This window comes from Pseudomonas sp. CM27, from assembly GCF_013179515.1.
In the GTDB taxonomy this organism is placed as follows: domain Bacteria; phylum Pseudomonadota; class Gammaproteobacteria; order Pseudomonadales; family Pseudomonadaceae; genus Aquipseudomonas.
This window is the reverse complement of record NZ_JABMCN010000044.1, coordinates 7,348-28,440: the sequence shown is the minus strand read 5'-3', so window position 1 is coordinate 28,440 and position 21,093 is coordinate 7,348. Positions and strand designations below refer to the sequence as shown.

The 21,093-nt window shown below is 59.5% G+C and carries 18 protein-coding genes and 2 pseudogenes; 10 read left to right on the top strand and 10 right to left on the bottom strand.

What is annotated here, in order from left to right; all coding sequences use genetic code 11:
* Nucleotides 1-228: 228 nt before the first annotated feature.
* Together gudD and HP547_RS08010 are read right to left on the bottom strand one after the other, a co-directional pair.
* Complete coding sequence (gudD, locus tag HP547_RS08015) at nucleotides 229-1,575, bottom strand: glucarate dehydratase (RefSeq protein WP_172219863.1); 1,347 nt, start codon at nucleotides 1,573-1,575, stop codon at nucleotides 229-231.
* A gap of 19 nt (nucleotides 1,576-1,594) precedes the next feature.
* The gene (locus tag HP547_RS08010; RefSeq protein ID WP_172285979.1) at nucleotides 1,595-2,947 is read right to left on the bottom strand and encodes an MFS transporter; all 1,353 of its coding nucleotides are present in this window, start codon (nucleotides 2,945-2,947) and stop codon (nucleotides 1,595-1,597) included.
* 260 nt (nucleotides 2,948-3,207) lie between these two features.
* Between HP547_RS08010 and HP547_RS08005 the strand changes: the two genes are divergently transcribed.
* Nucleotides 3,208-3,909, top strand: a complete 702-nt coding sequence (locus HP547_RS08005) for a FadR/GntR family transcriptional regulator (RefSeq protein ID WP_172285978.1) — start codon at nucleotides 3,208-3,210, stop codon at nucleotides 3,907-3,909.
* A gap of 97 nt (nucleotides 3,910-4,006) precedes the next feature.
* Here the strand turns inward: HP547_RS08005 and HP547_RS08000 are convergent, their stop codons facing one another.
* The 4 genes from HP547_RS08000 to HP547_RS07985 all read right to left on the bottom strand — a co-directional run bounded on the left by HP547_RS08000 (nucleotide 4,007) and on the right by HP547_RS07985 (nucleotide 7,209).
* Nucleotides 4,007-5,017: an NAD(P)-dependent alcohol dehydrogenase gene (locus HP547_RS08000; RefSeq protein WP_172219872.1), complete on the bottom strand. Its 1,011-nt coding sequence runs from the start codon at nucleotides 5,015-5,017 to the stop codon at nucleotides 4,007-4,009.
* A 70-nt stretch (nucleotides 5,018-5,087) separates the two neighbouring features.
* Nucleotides 5,088-5,678 (bottom strand): HAD family hydrolase, encoded by a 591-nt coding sequence (locus tag HP547_RS07995; protein ID WP_172219875.1) that lies wholly within the window; start codon nucleotides 5,676-5,678, stop codon nucleotides 5,088-5,090.
* Nucleotides 5,675-6,544 carry an acyl-CoA thioesterase II gene (tesB, locus tag HP547_RS07990; RefSeq protein WP_172219878.1) on the bottom strand — a complete coding sequence of 290 codons (870 nt, stop codon included), beginning with the start codon at nucleotides 6,542-6,544 and terminating at the stop codon, nucleotides 5,675-5,677. Before tesB ends, HP547_RS07995 begins: the two co-directional genes overlap by 4 nt.
* A gap of 95 nt (nucleotides 6,545-6,639) precedes the next feature.
* Nucleotides 6,640-7,209: a GNAT family N-acetyltransferase gene (locus HP547_RS07985; protein ID WP_172219881.1), complete on the bottom strand. Its 570-nt coding sequence runs from the start codon at nucleotides 7,207-7,209 to the stop codon at nucleotides 6,640-6,642.
* A gap of 179 nt (nucleotides 7,210-7,388) precedes the next feature.
* Here HP547_RS07985 and HP547_RS07980 point away from each other — a divergent pair, with 179 nt between their 5' ends.
* The 6 genes from HP547_RS07980 to HP547_RS07955 all read left to right on the top strand — a co-directional run bounded on the left by HP547_RS07980 (nucleotide 7,389) and on the right by HP547_RS07955 (nucleotide 14,840).
* Nucleotides 7,389-8,075, top strand: coding sequence for a histidine phosphatase family protein (locus HP547_RS07980; protein ID WP_172219884.1), 687 nt, complete (start codon nucleotides 7,389-7,391; stop codon nucleotides 8,073-8,075).
* Nucleotides 8,076-8,241: 166 nt separating this feature from the next.
* Nucleotides 8,242-9,750 (top strand): recombinase family protein, encoded by a 1,509-nt coding sequence (locus tag HP547_RS07975; RefSeq protein WP_172285977.1) that lies wholly within the window; start codon nucleotides 8,242-8,244, stop codon nucleotides 9,748-9,750.
* A 647-nt stretch (nucleotides 9,751-10,397) separates the two neighbouring features.
* Nucleotides 10,398-10,901 carry a hypothetical protein gene (locus HP547_RS07970; protein WP_172285976.1) on the top strand — a complete coding sequence of 168 codons (504 nt, stop codon included), beginning with the start codon at nucleotides 10,398-10,400 and terminating at the stop codon, nucleotides 10,899-10,901.
* Nucleotides 10,902-10,903: 2 nt separating this feature from the next.
* The gene (locus tag HP547_RS07965; RefSeq protein WP_172285975.1) at nucleotides 10,904-11,440 is read left to right on the top strand and encodes a hypothetical protein; all 537 of its coding nucleotides are present in this window, start codon (nucleotides 10,904-10,906) and stop codon (nucleotides 11,438-11,440) included.
* Between the two features lie 571 nt (nucleotides 11,441-12,011).
* The gene (locus tag HP547_RS07960; protein WP_256676288.1) at nucleotides 12,012-13,568 is read left to right on the top strand and encodes a hypothetical protein; all 1,557 of its coding nucleotides are present in this window, start codon (nucleotides 12,012-12,014) and stop codon (nucleotides 13,566-13,568) included.
* A gap of 717 nt (nucleotides 13,569-14,285) precedes the next feature.
* A complete protein-coding gene (locus tag HP547_RS07955) occupies nucleotides 14,286-14,840 on the top strand; it encodes a tyrosine-type recombinase/integrase (protein WP_172285974.1) in 555 nt (184 codons plus the stop codon).
* A 227-nt stretch (nucleotides 14,841-15,067) separates the two neighbouring features.
* Here the strand turns inward: HP547_RS07955 and HP547_RS29575 are convergent, their stop codons facing one another.
* Nucleotides 15,068-15,376 (bottom strand): hypothetical protein, encoded by a 309-nt coding sequence (locus tag HP547_RS29575; protein WP_256676287.1) that lies wholly within the window; start codon nucleotides 15,374-15,376, stop codon nucleotides 15,068-15,070.
* 1,076 nt (nucleotides 15,377-16,452) lie between these two features.
* On the opposite strand from HP547_RS29575, the gene HP547_RS07950 reads away from it, so the two are divergent.
* On the top strand, nucleotides 16,453-16,659 hold the full coding sequence (locus tag HP547_RS07950; protein WP_172285973.1) for a hypothetical protein: 207 nt from the start codon (nucleotides 16,453-16,455) through the stop codon (nucleotides 16,657-16,659).
* A gap of 18 nt (nucleotides 16,660-16,677) precedes the next feature.
* On the opposite strand, the gene HP547_RS07945 is transcribed toward HP547_RS07950, so the two are convergent.
* Nucleotides 16,678-17,082: a zinc ribbon domain-containing protein gene (locus tag HP547_RS07945; RefSeq protein ID WP_256676286.1), complete on the bottom strand. Its 405-nt coding sequence runs from the start codon at nucleotides 17,080-17,082 to the stop codon at nucleotides 16,678-16,680.
* Between the two features lie 165 nt (nucleotides 17,083-17,247).
* Between HP547_RS07945 and HP547_RS07940 the strand changes: the two are divergent.
* Nucleotides 17,248-18,081 (top strand): annotated as a pseudogene (locus HP547_RS07940) (histone deacetylase); the annotation flags it as partial.
* Between the two features lie 148 nt (nucleotides 18,082-18,229).
* Entirely contained in the window at nucleotides 18,230-19,471 is a 1,242-nt protein-coding gene (locus HP547_RS07935) for a TIGR03862 family flavoprotein (protein WP_172285972.1), read from the top strand.
* A gap of 35 nt (nucleotides 19,472-19,506) precedes the next feature.
* On the opposite strand, the gene HP547_RS07930 is transcribed toward HP547_RS07935, so the two are convergent.
* Nucleotides 19,507-20,829, bottom strand: a complete 1,323-nt coding sequence (locus tag HP547_RS07930) for a DEAD/DEAH box helicase (protein ID WP_172219893.1) — start codon at nucleotides 20,827-20,829, stop codon at nucleotides 19,507-19,509.
* Between the two features lie 55 nt (nucleotides 20,830-20,884).
* Nucleotides 20,885-21,093, bottom strand: a pseudogene (locus HP547_RS07925) (drug/metabolite exporter YedA); the annotation flags it as partial.

Genomic DNA, 21,093 nt, shown 5'->3' with positions numbered 1-21,093 from the left:
GACAGGGCCTTTCCATTCACGCCAGATGTCGCGAATGGCATGTCCGATTGCGCCACCGGGTCATCTGGCGCTTTTGTTTTTCATTTGAATGTGTGTTGCCTGCCCTGGCCCTATCGCCGGCAAGCCAGCTCCACCTCGACCGCATCGATTTGATGCCATGCGCACTCTTGGTCGGATACAAAAAAGCCCCGGTCTCCCAGGGCCTCCTTGCAACACCTCGATGCTGGCTCACCTGACCATGCAAGGCCGCTTGTTGTCGAAACTCCACCCCGAAATCAGGAACTGCATCGCCACACTGTCATCCCGTGCTCCCAGGCCCATATTGCGGTAGCACTCATGGGCCTTGGCCAGCTGGTCTTCATCCAGCTCCACCCCCAACCCCGGCCGCGCCGGCACCCCCACGTGCCCGTCGACGATGCGCAGTGGCTCCCGGGTCAGGCGCTGGCCGTCCTGCCAGATCCAGTGCGTATCGATCGCGGTGATCTCGCCCGGCGCCGCAGCCGCCACCTGGGTAAACATCGCCAGCGAGATGTCGAAGTGGTTATTCGAGTGCGACCCCCAGGTCAGCCCCCAGTCATTGCACATCTGCGCCACCCGTACCGACCCCTGCAGGGTCCAGAAATGCGGGTCGGCCAGCGGGATGTCCACCGACTGCAGCTGGATGGCATGGCCCATTTGCCGCCAGTCGGTGGCGATCATGTTGGTAGCCGTGGGCAAACCCGTAGCGCGACGGAATTCGGCCATCACCTCGCGGCCCGAGTAGCCGTTCTCGGCGCCGCACGGGTCTTCGGCATAGGCCAGCACATCGTGTTTGTCGCGGCACAGGGCGATGGCTTCCTTGAGTGACCAGGCACCGTTGGGGTCCAGGGTGATGCGCGCTTCGGGGAAGCGTTCGGCCAGCGCCGTCACCGCTTCCATTTCTTCTTCACCTCGCAGCACGCCGCCCTTGAGCTTGAAGTCGCTGAAGCCATAACGCTGCTTGGCCGCTTCGGCCAGGCGCACAACCGCCTCCGGGGTCAGGGCCTGTTCGTGGCGCAGACGGAACCAGTCGTCATCGGCATCAGCTTCGTTGCGGTAGGCAAGGTCGGTCTGCTGGCGGTCACCGATATAGAACAGGTAGCCGAGCATCTTCACCGCATCCCGTTGCTGCCCCTCACCCAGCAGTGCCGCCATGGGCACATTCAGGTGCTGGCCGAGCAGGTCGAGCAGCGCCGATTCGACAGCCGTCACCGCATGCACGGTGATACGCAGGTCGAAGGTCTGCAGGCCACGCCCGGCGCTGTCGCGGTTGGCGAAGGTCTGGCGCATGGCATTGAGCACGCGCTGGTAATGACCGATCGGCTGGCCGACCACCAGGCTGCGGGCGTCTTCCAGGGTCTGGCGAATGTTCTCGCCACCAGGCACTTCGCCCAGGCCGGTATTGCCGGCGCTGTCGCGCAGCACCACCACATTGCGGGTGAAGTACGGGCCATGGGCGCCACTGAGGTTGAGCAGCATGCTGTCGTGGCCGGCCACGGGGATGACGCGCAGGTCGGTGACCACGGGGGTGCTGGTGTGCAAGGTCTGCATGTTCATGATTGTTGTCTCGCAGTCGTCAGTGGGTCTGGCCCAGGGCCGAAGGGGCCTTGAGTGGATCGGCAGGCACGCCCTTTGGGCGCGTGCGCACAAAGAAGATGGCGATGGCCGCCAGCACCGAGGTCACCGCCAGGCCGTACAGGCCGCCCTGGATCGACCCGGTCTGCTGCTCCAGCAGGCCGAAGGTGGTGGGGGCAACGAAACCGCCAAGGTTGCCGACCGAGTTGATCAGCGCGATTACTGCCGCGGCGATGCGCGCATCCAGGTAGCCCTGCGGGATTGGCCAGAAGAGTGACGACGCCGACTTGAAGCCGATGGCGGCGAAGCACACGGCAACGAAGGCGAACACCGGCCCACCGGTGGTGGACATGAACATGCCAATGGCAGCGATCAGCAGCGCACCCGCGACCCAGGCCTGCTGGAACTTCCAGCGTGCAGACCCTGCGGCGAAGGCATACATGGCCAGGATCGAGATCAGCCACGGGATCGAGTTGAAGAACCCTACCTGCAGGTCGTTGAGGTCGCCCATGCGCTTGATGATGCTGGGCAGCCAGAAGGTCGCGGCGTAGATGGTCAGCTGGATGCAGAAGTAGATCAGGCAGAACAGCACGATCTGGCGGTCCTTGAGCAGGCTCCAGGACGACACCTTTACCGCGCCGACGGCTTCGCGCTCACGCTGCTCGCGGTCGATGGTATCGACCAGCGCGTCCTGCTCGGCCTTGCTCAGCCACTTGGCGTCGTGGGGCTTGGAGTCGAGCCAGAAGAACACGAAGAAGCACAGCGTCACCGAAGCCATGCCTTCGATGAACAACATCCACTGCCAGCCATGCAGGCCCAGGCCCTGGATCTGCATCAGCGCCCCGGCCAGCGGCCCGGAAATCAGCGAGGCCAGTGCCGAACCGCTGAGGAAGATGGCAATCGCCTTGCCCCGCTCGGCCGCCGGCAGCCAGCGGGTGAAGTAGTAGATCACCCCGGGGAAGAAGCCCGCTTCGGCGACACCCAGCAAAAAGCGCAGCACGTAGAACTGGGTTTCGGTCTGCACAAAGGCCATGGCCGTGGCCACCAGCCCCCAGGTGAACATGATGCGGGTCAGCCACAGGCGTGCACCGACCTTTTGCAGCAGCATGTTCGACGGCACTTCGAACAGTGCGTAGCCGATGAAGAACAAGCCGGCGCCAAAGCCGAAGGCAGCGGCGCTGATGCCCAGGTCGCTTTCCAGGTGCGGGCGGACGAAGCCGATGTTGACACGATCGAGGTAGTTGACGATGAACATGATGACGAACAGCGGCAGGACGTGGCGCTTGACCTTGGCCACGGCACTGGCCAGCGCGTCGCCTTCAGCCCGTGCAGACGGAGCGAGGGTGTCGTTCACTTACGAATCTCCCACTAATTGTTTTTGTGCGGGTCGAGGTTGTCTGACATGACAGTGGGGTGGAGCATATGCGCAGGGAAGTTGTACGACAAGATGGCGATTAGCGCTTAAAACCCAAAATACAAGCTGTCACAATGCTAACTTGCTTCGATCATGCGGTAACAGCTTATGGATCAGCGAAGCCTGATTACCGAAAAACCGACAAAAAATATTTTTATCGATTAACTTGTCGTACAAGCACAACAAGAACGGACCGCCACATGGAAACCACACCCGTCCATAAACGCGGCCACAGCCGCGCCCATGACCTGGTCTCGAGCCTGACTCAACAGATTTTGCTCGGCACCTTCAAGCCTGGTGACAAGCTGCCTTCGGAGAACACCTTGGTGCGCGAGCATGGGGTAAGCCGCACGGTGGTTCGCGAAGCCTTGTCGAAGCTGCAGGCCTCGGGGCTGGTGGAGCCACGCCACGGTATCGGTACCTTCGTGATGGAGCGCCAGCCACAGGCTGGCCTGCGCATCGCCGCGGAAAGTGCGGCCAATGTGCGCGACCTGCTGGAACTGCGCATTGGCCTGGAAGGCCAGGCCGCCGCCCTGGCTGCGCAGCGCCGTGATGAAGGGCAACTGGCACGCATGCGCCAGGCGCTGGATGACTACCAGGACCTGGCCGCCGCGGGCGACAGTTGCATCGAGGCCGACCGGCGTTTTCACCTGTTGATCGCCGAGGCCACCGGCAATCTGTATTTCACCGAAATGCTGCTGCAACTGGGCAATGGCTTGATCCCGCGCAACCGCATGGCCCAGGCTGAGCGTGCAGGGTCCAGGCTGGCGCGGCAGGCGTACCTGGCCAACCTGGAGCATGAGGCAATCCTCAATGCCATTCGCCGGCAAGACCCGGATGCAGCGCGCGCGGCGGTGTGCCTGCACCTGTCCAACAGCCGCGATCGGCTGCTGCCGGAATAGGCGCCGTCACACTACCCCGCATGCACCTGCTGGCGTACCGCATCCTCGGCGAATGGATTGGCTTGCAGGGCGACTGTTACATCCAGCCGCCCGCACTTCACCAGGTCAGGCAGATCTTGCCGAAGTGGCGGTTGCTCTCCTGGTAGCGGAACGCCTCGACGATCTGCTCCAGCTCGAAATGCTTGTCCACCACTGGCCGCAAGCCGTTGGCATCGATCGCCCGCACCATCGCCTGCTGCTGCGCGCGGCTGCCCACCAGCACGCCTTGCAGGCGAATCTGCCGCACCAGCGCCTGCACCAGCGGCAATTGCCCGGCCACACCGGTGAGAATGCCGATCAGCGACACATGCCCGCCAATGCGCGCGGCAATCATCGATTGTTCCAGCGTCGCCGGTCCGCCCACTTCGATGACATGGTCGACACCGCGGTTGTCGGTCAGCTCGCGCACTTTCTCACCCCAGGCCGGGGTGCTCTTGTAATTGATCAGGTGATCGGCCCCCAGGGCTTTCAGGCGCTCGAGCTTGGCGTCGCTGGACGAGGTGGCGATGACCGTGGCGCCGGCCAGCTTGGCGAACTGCAGGGCAAAGATCGACACCCCGCCAGTGCCCTGCACCAGTACCGTGTCACCCGGTTTGAGGTGATCGTCGCTCATCAGCGCACGCCAGGCGGTAAGCCCGGCAGTGGTCAGGGTAGCGGCTTCGGCGTGGCTGAAACCCTTGGGCGCCAAAGTGAACGAGGTGGCGCGGGCGGTGACCTGCTCGCGGGCGTAACCATCGAGGCCATCACCGGGCACCCTGGCAAAGCCTTCGACATTGGCCTGGCCGTCCAGCCAGTCGGGGAAGAAGGTGCTGACCACGCTGTCGCCTACCTGGAACTCGGTGACGCCGGCACCCACCGCAAGCACTTCACCGGCGCCATCGGCCATGGGAATGCGCCGCTCGCTCGGGCCCCACATGCCACTGACCACCGCGAAGTCGTGGTAGTTGAGGGAGCTGGCGTGCAGGCGCACGGTGATCTCGCCGGCCTGTGGTGCAGCGGCTTCGCTGGTGCCGACCTCGACCTTGTCGTAGCCGCCGCCGGGTTGTACGTAGATGGCCTTGCTGGTCATGGGTGGGTCTCCGTTTCAGGGAAAAGAATGGGGTTCAGCATAGACAGGGCCCGCATTGCCAACACAAAGATCAGCCCAGCATCACCTTCAATGCCCGGCAATCGGCCGCATGCCAATCCACCAGCTCCGGCCAGGGATTGTCCGGCAGGTTCACCAGTACCGTACGCGCCCCCGCCGCCCGACCGCAGTCCAGGTCGAAGCGGTAATCGCCGACCATCACCAGCTCGCTCGGCGCCACGCCCCAGGCGCTGGCGATCTTCAGCAGCCCATCAGGGCTTGGCTTGGGCGCAGCTTCGTCCCGCCCGAGCACATGCTCGACGGCAAAACAGTCCGCCAGGCCGATCGCCTCCAGCGTCACATGCGCCAGCTCCCGCGCATTGCGGGTGAGGATACCCAGCCGGCAACCGCGCCCGGCCAGCTCGCGCACCAGCTCCACCGCCCCGCTGGCTGCCGTCGAGGTAATGGCCAGGTCGCGCTCGTGCTCCAGCAACCAGGCATGCTTGGCCGCCGCCTCCGCTGCCGGCAACGCCGCCAGGTGGGTCAAAATATCGTCTTCAGGCGGAATCTCCAGTGCCTCGCGGATCGCGGCAAAATCGTGCACTGCCACAGTCAGGGTGCCGTCCATGTCGAACACCCAGTTGCGGATCTCGGCCAGGTTCATGCCCAGTCCTTGCGGTGGCGAATCAGGCCTTCCTGGCACGACGACGCCACCAGTTGCCCGGCCTGGTTGTAAATGCTGCCACGGCAGAAACCGCGAGAGTTGCCGGCCCATGGGCTGTCGGTGGCATACAGCAGCCACTCGTCTGCGCGCAGGTTGCCGTGGAACCACAGCGAATGGTCGAGGCTGGCGATCTGCATGTCGCGCTGCCACACCGACTTGCCATGCGGCAGCAACGCCGTGGTCAGCAGGCCGAAGTCAGAGGCGTAGGCCAGCAGGTATTTATGCAAAGCTGGCACGTCGGGCAGCTTGCCGTCGGCGCGGAACCAGGCGTACTTCACCGGGTCGCCGGGCTTGGGGTTGAACGGGTCACGCTCGGTGACCGGGCGGATCTCGATCGGCTTGGCGCACAGCACCTTGTCGCGAATTCGCTCGGGAAGCTGATCGGCCATGGCGCGGGCCAGCTCCACTTCGGTGGGCAGGTTTTCCGGGCCGACCACATCAGGCATCTGTGCCTGGTGCTCGAAGCCTTCTTCGTCGTACTGGAACGACGCGCTGCAGGTGAAGATGGTATGGCCCTTCTGGATCGCAGTCACCCGCCGGGTGCTGAAGCTGCCGCCATCGCGCACGCGGTCCACCGAATACACCACCGGCAGGCTGGCATCGCCCGGGCGCAGGAAGTAGCCGTGCAACGAATGCACATGGCGTGCGTCTTCGACCGTCTGACTGGCCGCCGACAATGACTGGCCCAGCACCTGCCCACCGTACAACTGGCGGAAGCCCAGGTCCTGGCTGCGTCCGCGGAACAGGTTCTCCTCGATGGACTCGAGGCTCAACAGGTCGACCAGGTCGTCCAACACATGACTCATCGGGGCTTCTCCTAGCAAGGCAACACATCTCTACAGCGCTGTTATGAGGGCAAATGATACAGGGTTTGTCATTCGCGCCGGGCATGGCCGTGTATTCAGGCGCGCAGGGTGCGCTCCCAGTGCGCGCGGTCGATGCGGTACAGCACATGCGGGCGCAGCGGGTGCCCGACGGGCAGGCGGGGGTGCTCGAAACTGCCGTGCACGTCCTGCTGCATGCCAATGGCCTGCATCACCTTTTGCGACGGCAGGTTGCTCTCGCTAGTGAACGACACCACTTCCTCCAGGCGCAATTGGGCGAACGCACAACGCAGGCAGGTCCACGCCGCTTCGCTGGCAAAGCCCTGGCCCCAGTGGCGCCGCGCCAAGCGCCAACCGATCTCCACGGCTGGCGCGAAGCTGGCGTCAAAATTGACGTTGAGCAACCCGGTCATGCCGATGAACGCACCGGTGTCCTGGCGTTCGAGCGCCCACAGGCCAAAACCGTATTCGTTGAAATGCCCGCGCACGCGGCCGATCAGCGCGGCAGCCTCCAGGCGCGTCAGTGGGGCGGGGAAATAACGCATCACCTGCGGGTCGGCACACAGCGCGGCGAACTCGCCCAGGTCGTCGTCGCGCCATTGGCGCAGCACCAGCCGTGCGCTTTGCAGTTCATGAATGGGGGTCATCGGGCCTGCTCCGGTTTTGCCGCCTTGCAGTTTACAGCGTAGGCGCGGGTGCGGGTTTCACCCAGCTGCAGCAACCGAATGCAATTTTCACAAGCCCTTCACCGGTCCCCGACAGCCCGCTCGGCAACATGCTCGCCACCACTGCCGCGCCAGGCGCGGCCATGTCTATGGAGCAACGCATGTTATCGAGCAATACCCTGGGGCACCCTGCCATCCACGCCCGGCGCAAGCGCCGCCTGGGCCGCAAGGCCCTCGGTGCCGCCCTTGGCCTGTGCATGGTCGTGGCGGCGTTGACCACCTGGCTGGCGACGAGGACGCACATCGTGGACCTTGGCAACGATCAACAACTGAGTGACAGCGGATTGCTGCAGGACTGGGTCGAGGGGGCGGTGATCGTGATGATCCGCCACGCCGAACGCTGCGACAGCGCCCCCGGCCCCTGCCTGGACGACCCCACCGGCATCACCGTGGCCGGTAGCCAGGCCGCCGGCCGGGTCGGCCAAGGGCTGCACCAGCTGGGCCTGAACAACGCCGATCTGCTCAGCAGCCCGAAACTGCGCACCCGGCAAACCGCGCACTTCATCCTTGGCCAGGCAGTGGCCAGCGAAGACTGGCTGGAAGGGTGCGACAATCGGTTTGCCAGTGAAGCCCTGGCCCGCAAGCGCCCGGGGCATAACCTGGTACTGGTGACGCATAACGGTTGCATCGATCACTTCGCCCGCCAGCAGAACGTTGCAGGCGGTGAGCGTGAAAGCGGTTACGCCAGCGCATTGTTCGTTTCGGTGGATGGCAATGGCAAGGCACGCATCCTCGGGCGCCTGAACGAACCGGACTGGCAACGAGTATTGGCGAGCGCAGGGCGATAACTGGCAAGATCAGCACTGGCCCTGATTGCGAATGCCCCATGCCGTTGCCGCTGATCTACCACGAAGACTACAGCCCGGAGTTCCCCGCCGAACACCGCTTTCCGATGGACAAGTTCCGCCTGCGGGAATGTATGCTATGCAGTGATAGTTTTCGGAGCCTCCCACCATGCCCATAGCAGTGCCCTATGTCCGTTTTTCAAGCGAACGCCAGAGCTACGGCAGCAGCCTTGATCGTCAAGAAAACCTCATTGTTAAGTGGCTCGCCCACCATCCCGAATACTCCCGTTATGAGCGGAAATTTGAGGATCTAGGTGTAAGCGGCTCCAGCGGCAAACACGTTGAAGCTGGTGCGATGGGTAAGCTGCTGAAGGCAATTGAGGACGGCCACTTCCCTGCTGGCACCGTGGTACTGGTCGAAGCAATGGACCGCTTCAGTCGACTGGAGCCGATGGACACTCTTAACAACCTTCGATCAATCGTGCAGGCGGGAATTGACCTTGTGACCCTGGACGATGGCCAGTGGTACGACGCGAAGTCCCTGAAGGGCAACAGTCTGCTCTACCTGGCGATGAAGGCTCAGGCAGCCCACGAGTTTGCCGTTCGGCTGTCCGACTTCACTGTCGGCTCTTACGTCGACCGGGCCAAGGACGCGAAGGACGGAAAGCCGATCAAACGCCGCAACCCGTTCTGGCTCACAAGCGAAGGCGAATTGAAGGAAGTCGAAGCAGCCGCCGTGGAGCAAGTCTTCACAGCCTTCTCAAACGGTGTGCCCTTGCGTGCCCTGGCGAGCCAGTACGCCCAATACTTTGGCAACCGCCAGAGCCTCAAGCACGCCCTGAGAAACCCTGCCGCCATCGGCCACTGGCAACGCACAGTCACTGCTGAAGTGGACGGCAAGAAAAAGCGGGTTCTAGGTGAACTGATAAAGAACGTCTTCAAGCCAGCCGTCTCCGAGGAACTGTTTTACCAAGTACAGAAACTACTGGACGACCTAGCCGACCAGCCCCCCACCGTTGCCCGTAAGTTCCCGTTGGCTGGACTGCTGCAATGTGCTGACTGCGGCTCTAATATGGTGCTACTCCGCCAGAACTCCAGGCAGCAGACAGATGCCGTCCGTTGTTATCGTCGGATGCAGAGCAACGATAAATGCACGAACCAGAAGACCATCCCCGTCCCCGTGGTTGGATGGTTCTACGGGGAAACTCGCAAGCCTCACGCTTTCCGTGCATATCAACGCACCAAGCTGCCCGAGAACACGCGCCAGCGGATCAAGCTGGAGGGTCAGCTAGACCAGTTGAAGCAACAGCAGGCCAGGATGCGGAAGTTTGTGGAGATGGACGAAGACGACCAGGACGCCTGGAACGACTATCAGAAGCTGGTGGATCAGCGGAAGGGCGTAGATCAGGAACTGGCGTCTCTGCCCGTCGTGGGGGATACACCAGTGGTTAGCCTGTTCGCCTTTCAGCGATTCCTGGGCGGCGATCCCTTCGCTGTAGCCAACCTACTGCAACAGGACGGCTATCGGATCATCTGCCACCGAGACGGCACGCTTGAAGTTAACCGCAGTGCCGACGACAACCCAGCAGGTAAGGTGAAGTACGTCGGGTACGCCCGTAAACACAAGAAATGGACAATCGAGTATCCCGAGGGGGGCACAGTGCTGGTGCCTCAGTGACCGCCTATCAAAATAATTGAGAAAACACTTGCATAGATGACTGAATTATGCTTGACAAACCCAAGAAAAGTTGCTATACTAGCACCCTTCTGTGAGAACTCTGTCCTAAAGTTCTCGCCCCCCCCTTTCCTAATCGAATATGCACAGCCGGAAATTAAAGGCACTGTCTGTGCGTGTTCAATCCTGTTTTCAATCCGGGTCCGATTGAAGATTCGACGACAGTTGTACCGGATAGTGGATGTTTACACTTCAAGGTAAGCCCCGGCCAGGGCTGCAACGCAACTGGCCACTAATTCTAAGTTTCGCCTGCTCAGGCAAACCCCACACTTTCGGTTAAGTGTCCCTGCAATACCCATCTGCTAAATGCCCTTTGCCCCGAACCTCTCACGAGCGACGGGGTATTTTTTGCCTACTGATCCTAACTAATCCATTACAAGGTATACAAACAATGAAACAACGCCCTCTACGACGTAGCACTTGCGAAGGCTGCTCTCGCACCTTCTATTCTCGCAGCCCCCTCAGCCGCTTCTGCAACAGTACTTGCCAGAGTAGAACTTGGAAGCAAAACAACAAAGCCACCCAGGCCGAACTTGAACAGTTGTTCATCGCCCAGGAACAGGCTAAGCAACAAGAACAAGAGCTGCTTAATGACTAATAACATCTACTTGGAAGTGCTCAAGAGCAATGGCGCCCTTATCAGCTATTGTGACCACTTCCCAGGCAACACTGCACAGCACGAATACGTGGAAGCGACACAGGCTGAACTGGCGTGGCTTAACCACTATGAAGACAATGTGCTTCCGGCTGGTATGGTTGTAACCCTCTCGGATCTATTGGATTACCGGGCTAAGGCCAAGAACAGTGCCCAGCTCCAGGCGAAGCTCACGGGAGCAAGAGTCGAGTATGGCAAGGCTCTACTTGCTCAAAAGAATCTGAAGTCCGAACTCGATACATTGCTGGACAACGCTGCCAAAGAACGCGGTATTACCAGAGCAGAACTTATAGTGGCTCTAGAAGCTCGTAAGAGCGCCGTACAGAGCTGCAACAGCACAAGCAATACCCAACTACCAATCGCTGACGATCGCTTCAGAGAGAGCATCGCAGACATGTTTAAACACCCTCGCAAATACCAACTACCCCGGAAGAAATAATCATGACTACTAAACACAAATACGGCATCGACGTTGCCGAGTTCTTCACACACGACGCCGACGAACTTCAAAAGCTACTAGACCAGCGTACCGCCCAGTATTACCGACACTCGCAGTCACCAGCTCATCCACAGCTTGGCGCCCACGTTGATTGGTTCAGTGACAAGCCACTAACCTACGCCCTCATCGATATGCTGGAGTGGACTAATAAAGGCTATGTTATCGCCGGTGCATTCCACCAGCCGCTATACCTGAAGGTTCAACTGAAGAAGCCTCAAGCTGATATTGACGCCGACCTAGTTGTCCTTGCAAAAGAAGTTGCAGAAGAGTATGCCGAACATCGTTATGCTCGAAACATTGCAGAGACTGCCCGCCAGGTTGAAATCACCCTTGCCCGTGAAATCCGCGAACAAGAAGCGGCAGCAGCGAAAGCCTTGGCCGATAAGGTAGAAGCAGCACGCCAGAAGGCACACGCAGCATTGATCGCTGAATATGCCAAGCCTGCCAAGATGAAGGCCAAGGTAGAGGCAGCAGCGTGAGTAACGAATACCAACACACTAAGGCACTGGGTGTCAGCTTCAATGCTGCTGACTTCCACACCCTCAGTTACCATGCCCGTAAACACCAGATGCCAGTTCGAGAGTTCATCGAATGGATGGTAGGGTGTTACATCAAGTCGATGCGAGCCGAGGAACAGAGTCGGAAGAAGTAGCCGATTCAGCAGAGCTATCAGCTCGATACAACAATACGATTGGCAATTGCCTGCCACCTTCCAATAATAGCTCCCCCTCCCCGAGATAGCCGCCCTGACGATCAAGCCGATATGGCCGCTGATTTCATCGGGATTCGTGCGTCCTCGGGAAGGTCGGCAGGTAGTATAGAACTTGTCCGCCTTAATCGTTCAAACCCGCATGGCACTAGGGCTCCAGCCCAATCGCCTATACACAATTCCAGTAGGAACGCACATGAGAATTTCAGTTTACCGGCCTGAGCACCAAGCCAAGCTGCTCCGCTTGATGGAACACACAGGCGCCCTTAACCCTACCCGATTGGTAGAACAATTGATTGAAGAAGCTGCCATGCGGCTTGATTCCCTAGAGAGTGGAACGAATGTCAACAAGCAAGACCAAGAACAACACCCGTAACTACAGTTACATCTGCTTCACCTGTAAGACTCCCTACACAGGGCGCCGGGAACAGGCGGACAAGACTAAACGCTTCTGCCACGACTCCTGTAGAAAGGCCAAGTCGAGAGAGGCGGAAAAGGCAGCTAAGCAGCAGTCTCGCATAGAAGAGCAGAAAAACCGCTGGAGCAAGAGCCCAGTGGGCAAGTTCGTAATTGGCCAGTGCAGACGAGCAGGTAACGTTGCCATCCTGTGGGGAAACACCACTGCTTCCCTGGTAGAGCTGGATAACTTCAATACCAGTTATGAGAAGTGCTACGGCTACAACTCCGAAGAAAGGAAGTCTCTTTTCCACCGCAGCCATATCCAGGCCAATGCAGGTGCAGACGGCTCCACAGGCGCCCTACATTACCTCAACCTGTTTATCAGCCTGGACGCACACAACTTGAGCGCCAGCAACAAGTTTGTTTCAGCAGATGCAGGCTTGAGAGTGCCAGCCAGCAAGCTGATTAAGAAGTGGGAAGTATCCAAGGGCGACACAAGGCAGCAGATCACCAACAAGATTCACGCCTTCCTGGGAGACGAGTTTACCAACTATGTGAACCAGCCTCACCTTATCAGGATGGACACGGTACACACGCTCGCCCAGCGTATCTACAACCGCCAGCAGAAGGGCACAGCCGTAAAAGCCCTGGAGCAACGCTATACCCTCGCCCAGCTTGAGCAACAAACGCTTAAGGATCTAGAGATTATGGATGCCATCCAGCGGGGCAAGACTTCAGTTTCCAGCTTCAGGCCAGAGCTGTATACCCGTGCCACCTTGTGCGTATATGCCGATGAGCTGGAGCGGATGGCCGCTGTATCTCTCTCAGAACGTCACAGGGACAATTGCCGTTTTATGCTCGCCCTGGTGCGAGTGCTGGGTATCTACATAGCCCAGGCGGAGACTCAGCAGGGCATCGACCATAGAAGTTTTCTGCCGTTGAAGGATGCACAGTGGAGCCCACTTGAATACGTGAACTGGCAGCAGCCGTGGGGCACACCGGATCAGCAGTTGATTGATGCAGACCACAGCCTATTAATCAGCAGCATTGCAGAACACTGCTACCACGCTCTATCTGGTGCAGACGTTCCTAGAGGATTCCTGCAAGCCCGCCTGCTGAAGCGTATCGACGTGGCCACCCTGGTGCCCACCGTGCAAGCACCGGAACAATGGCGATATGCAGCCTTGGGAAGCTGGGATAAGTTCGTTGATAGCCTGTACGCCGATGCAGAGCCAGTATGGCAATCCTTGCTTGCCCTGGACCTCTGTACCCCCGGCCAAGTAGAAGAAGCACGTACAGGGCTGCTCTGGAGCCTCCAGGGTGCAATTGAGAAAGCACGGCACGAGTACAGGAATCAGGACGGGTTTAAACGGACCTACAAGGGCAAGTATTACAGCCGCTGGGGCTTCAACAGCTATCCAGAGCACCTGGAGTTCCCGCCTATGCTGGCCGACTTGATGCAGCCAATGGTAGAGGATGAACACCGGGCAGCAGCTTGATGAGATGCCAGGGGATAATTTACTTTTCCGCCATTGGCGGAGAATGACGCAGCTTCCCACATTTGGGGAACAGCTCTCAGGCTCAGCATGACGCAAATTTCCGTCGTCTTGAGCTAATCCTAGGTAGTCCCGATAACTAATCCCCGATCTATGCAATATCTAATCGCCCTCAGGCGCCTGTTCAAGCTCTCCCACACCCTCAGATGCCTACAAGCCCCTATTTACAAGGCTCTGCATCGCAGGGGGTTAAGAACTTGTCCCTTGAGTCAGATTTTACCTAGTTTCTGTGTGGGATTATTGCTCCAGGGCGTGCCCCTCAGGAAATCACTGATATGCACCACAGCGCCTAAGCGGAGGAGTCTCCAAATCTGGAGCGTCCCCTCGGGACTTCGTAGCTGCCCGATAGATGCCTCCAAAACTGGACCCATCTTCTAGCCCGCCATGTGCGGGCTTTTCTTCGTCTGTCGAATATCACCCTCCAAAATATCCCACCCCAAATTTACTTTTCCTCAGATTGAGGAAAATGAATTACCTCTAGCCCACACATGTGTGGGCTTTGTTGTGCCTAGAGGAAAGCCAGGACACCAGCCAGGATGCAGTCCTACTTAACAGAATGGGATTCTGTAAATAAGCCAACCCCCGAAAACACTGGACATCCGCTGCCAGCCTGTGCTGTAATTAACAAATAAGAGGGATCAAGCCAGGAATGTAAATTAGATGAACACCGTCGAAGCAGTGAAAACACAGGGCGAAGCTGAGGTAATCAGCCGCAAGCTAACCGCCAACGCCAAGGGCAATACCCTGTATGCCGACATCTGGCGCTTCGGCATCAACACAGCACTGCGAATCAGTGACCTGCTGAGCCTCACCTTTGAGGACGTGCAAGGTGACAAGCTGACCATCCGGGAAGGCAAGACTGGCAAAACCCGTGAGATTGACCTGAACAGTGGCGCGAAGGGCATCGTAGAGCGCCGTAAAGCTGCCCACCCTGCCCACCAATACTTGTTCGAGGTGGAGAGCAACCGCGCCAAAGGCAAGCCTGTAAGCCGTGTTGCAGTGGCGAACGCCTTCAAGGCTGTAGGCGATGAGATGAGCCTGCACCTGGGCACGCACTCTATGCGGAAGACACGCGGCTGGATGATGCACAATGGCGGGGAGCCGATTGAAAAGATTTGCAAGATGCTGAACCACAGCAGCCCAGCGGTGACTATGGCCTACATCGGCATCACCCAGGCCGACATTGCATCGACCTATCACAAGTATGTTTTCTAGGGCTGTGAGGCCTTAACGGGCGATTACAGCAACGTAAAGGGGTGGGCCAGTACACCCCTGTCGATAGTTTGATTTTTGCCGCTGTACCCTTCTGCTGGCCCGCAAAGGGCACTTGACCACGACCGCCCGTTGCCAAGTTTTCAGCCGATTCCCCAGCTCCCCATTGATATTCGCCCGCCTGGATCACTGGCGCTTTCCAAACAGGCCAAGGTGCCGGGAAAAAAATTTTAGGTAGCAGCGCCCCTGGAAGCAGTGGTTTGTCGCTTACCAGGCATTTCCCTTGCCAACTGCTTAGCGTGCTCAACACCCCACGCCAACGCACGAGTCATCGACTCTCCTGGACGGTTATCGAACGCTTCTTCGTGAAGAAGCATCCCGGATTGTGCATATACCCCGATGAACATCTGAGTGCTCCCTGTCGGCGACAGCCTCACTTGCACATCGATAGAAGTGCCGTCGCCTAGCACTTCGTCGTGGTCCCGATGATGGAGCTTGGGATCAGTCCACTTCCAGAAAACGTCGCCTCGAATGCGCATACCAACCTCTCACCAGGTTCGTTGGACAATTCTAGTGCTTGTGTGTCATCACGCAACCGAACTCCTGCTCCTTTGGGTGCTAACCGAAATCAACGGCCTAAAGCTCAGTTGAGCAACCAACCTAGTGATCGTTAAGTGATAAACAAATCGCAAACGAAAGCGTTTATCGCTAAACCTCAAAAGCACTGTCCTTATGTACAAAAAATGCAGGCAATGTGCCATACACCCTTTGCGATTCGCCCTGCATAGGATATCGTGGGCTGGGTCATAAGGGGGGGCAAGATGGAACTCAATAACAAAGAAATCTACTTGTGTATTGCTGGCTTTATCTCCGCAGCCGCTTTGTTTTTCTGGCTTTCATTCGACTCATCAACCGTAGGGCTGGTGTGGACGATGATACGCAATTAGTAGCCGATGTATTCTAGCTTTCTTAGTTAATGCCACCCATGGTAGCGGTTGATAGCACTTGCAGCTCTGCATGGTCGGTATATGATTAGAGGCAAGACTAGGTGGTTACATTTATCCTAAGGCTATAATATGAAAGACGAAGTACACATCCCCAAGCAGGCCAGACGATATACTGAAGACGAGCGTTGCTTTTTTATTAGAGAATACAGAGCATCGGGCCTAGCTCTCACAAAGTTCTGCCAACAGCTAGGCAAGCCTTCTTATCAAATCATGAGAGGATGGATGATAAGCGGGAACAATTCCTCTCTCCTGCAGAATCTAATAGATCAAAGCACCCTTCACGGCACCCCACTTAATATACAGTATGACAGCAAGAAACCTTATATAGATTGTTTATATTCGCGACTCGCTGATCTTAAAGTACAGCTTAACGCAATTAAAAATGAAATTGATTCGCTTGGCGACTGTTCCAATTAGCGCCGATGATGGTTTTCGACCGTATAAGTTTGGCAGTGGCAGTAACCGCAGGCCGTTTACCCAACAGGGCAAGCGTCGTAGAAAAGTTTTGAAATCCGGGCGTTGGTAACACGCCATCACTGCCAGCAAGCCTGAGCGTCCTGTAAGCTCCCTGAATCGAGCATCACCGCCAGGATAAGGGAATCCCTGATATGGACGACAAAGCCGCTGCAACCGCTGATGCCCTTGAGCTGCTGCTGATGAATCAGACAGCCCTGAGAGCAGCTATCGAGGAGTTGAGCACTTGGATCCGCCAGCGTGGCTCTGTGAACGTCCACGATAACGCGATGGTAGCTTTGCAGGCCCTCGACACAAACGCCGATGCAATCGCCTCTGTGATAGAGCAGCTTAGGACATAGTTCCGTCGTTGCAGGCCATCAATGCCTCATCAGTGAGACCAGGATAATGCCAACGAACACGGCCAATATAGCTCCTCGGGCAATCCATATCTGAGTGCCAACAATATCTTCCGCATCACCAGCCGGTTGCGTCTCTTCTCCAGTTTTAGCAGTGCTGGAGGTATCCGAGCCACAGTGCTTGCACTTCAACGCGGCAATCTTGATGGTTTCAGCACAGATCGGGCAGGCCCGGCAATCCTTACCGCTCTCGCCCACCGCTTCACGCCGCCTGCCAGCAATGGCCAGCACAGCACCCAGGAGCAGCATCAGGCCACCAATAGTGATGTAGTTCTGCTGGTCCGCAATCAAGCCAATGTTGTTAACCCGTCCAGTGCCCGACGAAACCGAGACATCCATTGCGAGTGCCCCGATGATCGCAAACAAGCCCAGCACCAGCACCGTAATCCCTAGACCCCGCATAGCCACCTCCCTGATTAAAGGCATAAGGCTATCATCGGCAGCGCTACTCCACTACTGCTCGACTACGATTCAGTGCCAAAGGGGGCCAAGCAGCGTTCAGAAGTATCACTGCATAAATGGAAATTCTAGCTGCTTCACGACCACCTGGTCGACAGCGGGCTGACCACCGACCAGGCGCTTTTGCGTCCGGATATCTGCCCCAACGATATCCTCGCCCTGGCCCATGACCGCGGCTACATCGAGCGTTACATGAACGGCGAGCTGTCACGCGAGGACCAGCGCCGCCTGGGCCTGCCCTGGAGCGAGGCCCTGGCCCGGCGTACCGTACGCGCAGTCGGTGGCTCGCTGCTAAGCGCCGAGATGGCACTGCAGCACGGCATCGCTTGCCACCTGGCCGGCGGCACCCACCACGCCCATTACGACCACCCGGCAGGCTTCTGCATCTTCAACGACCTGGCAGTGATCAGCCGCTACCTGCTGGAAGCTGGCCGGGTGCATCGCGTGCTGATCTTCGACTGCGACGTCCACCAGGGCGATGGCACCGCGCGCATCCTGCACGACACACCAGAGGCCATCACCGTATCGCTGCATTGTGAGCAGAACTTCCCGGCGCGCAAGGCGCAAAGCGACTGGGACATCCCGCTGCCCCGTGGCATGGGTGATACCGCCTACCTGAAGGTGGTCGACGACGCGCTCAACTACCTGCTGCCCCTGTATCAACCCGACCTGGTGTTGTATGACGCCGGCGTGGATGTGCACAAGGACGACGCCCTCGGCTACCTGCAATTGACCGACGTCGGTGTTGCCGCGCGGGACGAGGCGGTGCTGCGCCACTGCCTGGGCCGCGACATCCCGGTGGTGGGCGTGATCGGCGGTGGCTACAGCAAAGACCGCGCGGCCTTGGCCAAACGCCACGGCATCCTCCATCACAGCGCAGCACGTGTCATGGGTTGTTCACAATGACTGTGGAACCACCTGTGGATAACCTGCTGGAAAGCGGCTGTGAGCCATGGCCCGTAAGGCTTGCATAGAACTGATCATTTTTTGACCAGTGCTTCCGTTGGCAGCCCTGCGTTAGAATGCGCATCTTTTCCACAGCCCGCCGCCCGCCATGTCCGATCTGAAGCCCACCTTCCCTCCCCTCGCAGTCGTCATTGGTGGCGGCCCCGCCGGCCTGATGGCCGCTGAAGCCATGGCCCAAGCGGGCCTGGCGGTCGAGGTGTTCGACGCCATGCCTTCGGTGGGGCGCAAGTTCCTGCTGGCCGGGGTCGGTGGCATGAACATCACCCATTCCGAGCCCTACCCGGCATTCGTGTCCCGCTATGCAGAGCGCCAGGGCGAGATCGCTGCGCTGCTGCGCGACTTCGACGCCGACGCTTTGCGCCAGTGGATTCATGGCCTGGGCATTGAAACCTTCGTCGGCAGCTCGGGCCGGGTGTTCCCCACCGACATGAAAGCGGCACCCCTGCTACGCGCCTGGCTCAAGCGGCTGCGCGACAGTGGGGTAGTTATCCACACCCGCCACCGCTGGCTGGGCTGGGACGCCGAGGGCGCCTTGCGAATCGCTTATACACAGGGTGAGCGGTTACTGAATGCTGCGGTCGTGGTATTGGCGTTGGGCGGCGGCAGCTGGGCGCGCCTGGGCTCTGACGGCAGCTGGCAGCCGCTGCTGGCCGAACGGGCTGTGGATATCTCGGCCTTGCAACCGAGCAACTGCGGCTTCGAAGTCGAAGGCTGGAGCGCGCTGCTCAAGGACAAGTTTGCCGGGGCGCCCTTGAAGAACATCGCCCTTGGGGTAGCGGGCAGCGCGCCGCGCAAAGGTGAGTTCATTCTCACTGCCCAAGGCATCGAGGGCAGCCTGGTGTACGCCTGGTCGGCGCCAGTGCGCGAGGCCATCAACCGCGAAGGCCGTGGGGTGCTGTTGCTCGACCTGCTACCGGACAAGCCTGTGGACAAAGTTGCCCAGGCACTCGCCAGACCGCGAGGCTCGCGCTCCATGGCCAAGCACTTGCACAGCCAGCTGGGCATCGACGGGGTGAAGGCGGCGCTGCTGCGGGAACTGACCGATCAGGCGACGTTTGCCGACCCCGAAGCATTGGCGCGGGCGATCAAGGCGTTGCCGATCACGCTGGTGCGGGCACGACCGCTGGATGAAGCGATCAGTAGCGCGGGCGGGGTGCGTTTCGAGGGGCTGGATGAGGGGTTGATGATAAAGGCCCTGCCGGGGGTGTTCTGCGCCGGCGAAATGCTGGACTGGGAGGCGCCGACTGGCGGGTATCTGCTGACCGCATGTTTTGCCAGTGGGCTGCGCGCCGGGCGAGCGGCAGCGGATTGGGTAATGCGGATTAACTGAAAGATTGCCGGGGCTGCTTTGCAGCCCCAGAATTTTCAAGGCTTACGCTTGCGTGGCCCACCATTGAAGCTAGGCACCTTGCGCACAGCCTTCACCGCCGGCTCCGGCTCGCCACTGTCCATCCAGCGCCCCAACCCCCGCTTGGCGCTGTTTTCCTTTGGCTTCTTGGGCTTCTTCGGCTTCTTGACCACCTGGCCACTGGCGTCGGTCATCGGCACCCGGTGTTCGGGGATGAAATCAGGCTCTTCATGGCGCGCCAGGGTCTGCCGGGTGAGCACTTCGATGGCCGACAGCATCTGCACTTCATCGGCACACACCAGCGATATCGCCTCGCCCTTGTTACCCGCCCGCCCAGTACGCCCGATGCGGTGCACGTAGTCCTCGGCAACAATCGGCAGGTCAAGGTTGACGACCAGCGGCAGGTCGTCGATATCCAGGCCACGGGCCGCCACATCTGTAGCGACCAGCACCTGCACTTCACGGGCCTTGAAGGTGTCCAGGGCGCGCTGGCGGGTGGCCTGAGGGCGGTCGCCGTGGATGCCGTCGGCATTCACCCCTTCTGCCAGCAAGCGCTCCACCAGCTGGTCGACGCCGTTGCGGGTCTTGGCAAACACCAGCACCTGGGTCCAGCGCTGCTTGCGCAGCAGGTGGCAGAACAGGTCGGCCTTGCGCTTTTTATCCACAGGCACCAGCCACTGCTTGACGCTGGCGGCCGCGGCGTTGCGCGGGCTGACTTCGATGCTCAGCGGGTCATTCAGGGCCAGCCCCGCCAGCATGCGGATCTGCTCGGAAAAGGTAGCGGAGAACAGCAGCGTCTGACGCTTGCGTGGCAGTGCGGCGTACACCGACTGCAGCTCTTCGGCAAAGCCCAGGTCGAGCATGCGGTCGGCTTCGTCCAGCACCAGGGTCTGCACCTGGTTGAACTTCACCGCGTTCTGCCGGAACAGGTCGAGCAAGCGACCTGGGGTGGCCACCAGCAGGTCGACGCCGCGGCGCAGGCGCATCATCTGCGGGTTGATGCTGACCCCGCCATACACCGCATAAGTGCTCAGCGGCAGGTTTTCAGCGTACTCGCGCACGTTGTTGTGCACCTGCTCGGCCAGCTCACGGGTGGGCACCAGCACCAGCGCGCGGATCGAGTTGGCGGCCACCTTCTCGCCCTCCAGTGCCAGACGTTGCAGCACAGGCAGGGCAAAACCTGCGGTTTTGCCGGTGCCGGTCTGGGCTGCGGCCATCAGGTCGCGGCCGGCCAGCACGGCGGGGATGGCCTTGGCCTGCACCGGGGTCGGGGTGGTGTAGTCCAGCTGCTGCAGGGTGCGCAGCAGCGGTTCGATCAGGCCGAGTTTGGCGAAATTCATGGCAATACCGTCAGGGGGTTCAGCGAAGGCGGCAAGTTTACCGCATCGCCCCTGCCTACTTGCAGATTTCACCTTTCAACGGTTGCGCCGGCGCAGGTGCCTTGCGCCACTGCGGCAGGCCGATCAGCACCACCGCGCCGATGATCACCGCCATGGCCACGCACTCTTCGGCGCCAATCTGTTCACCGGCAAAGACGATGCCCAGCAACACCGCTACCGCCGGGTTGACGTAGGCATAGCTGGTGGCGGCCGCCGGGCGAACAT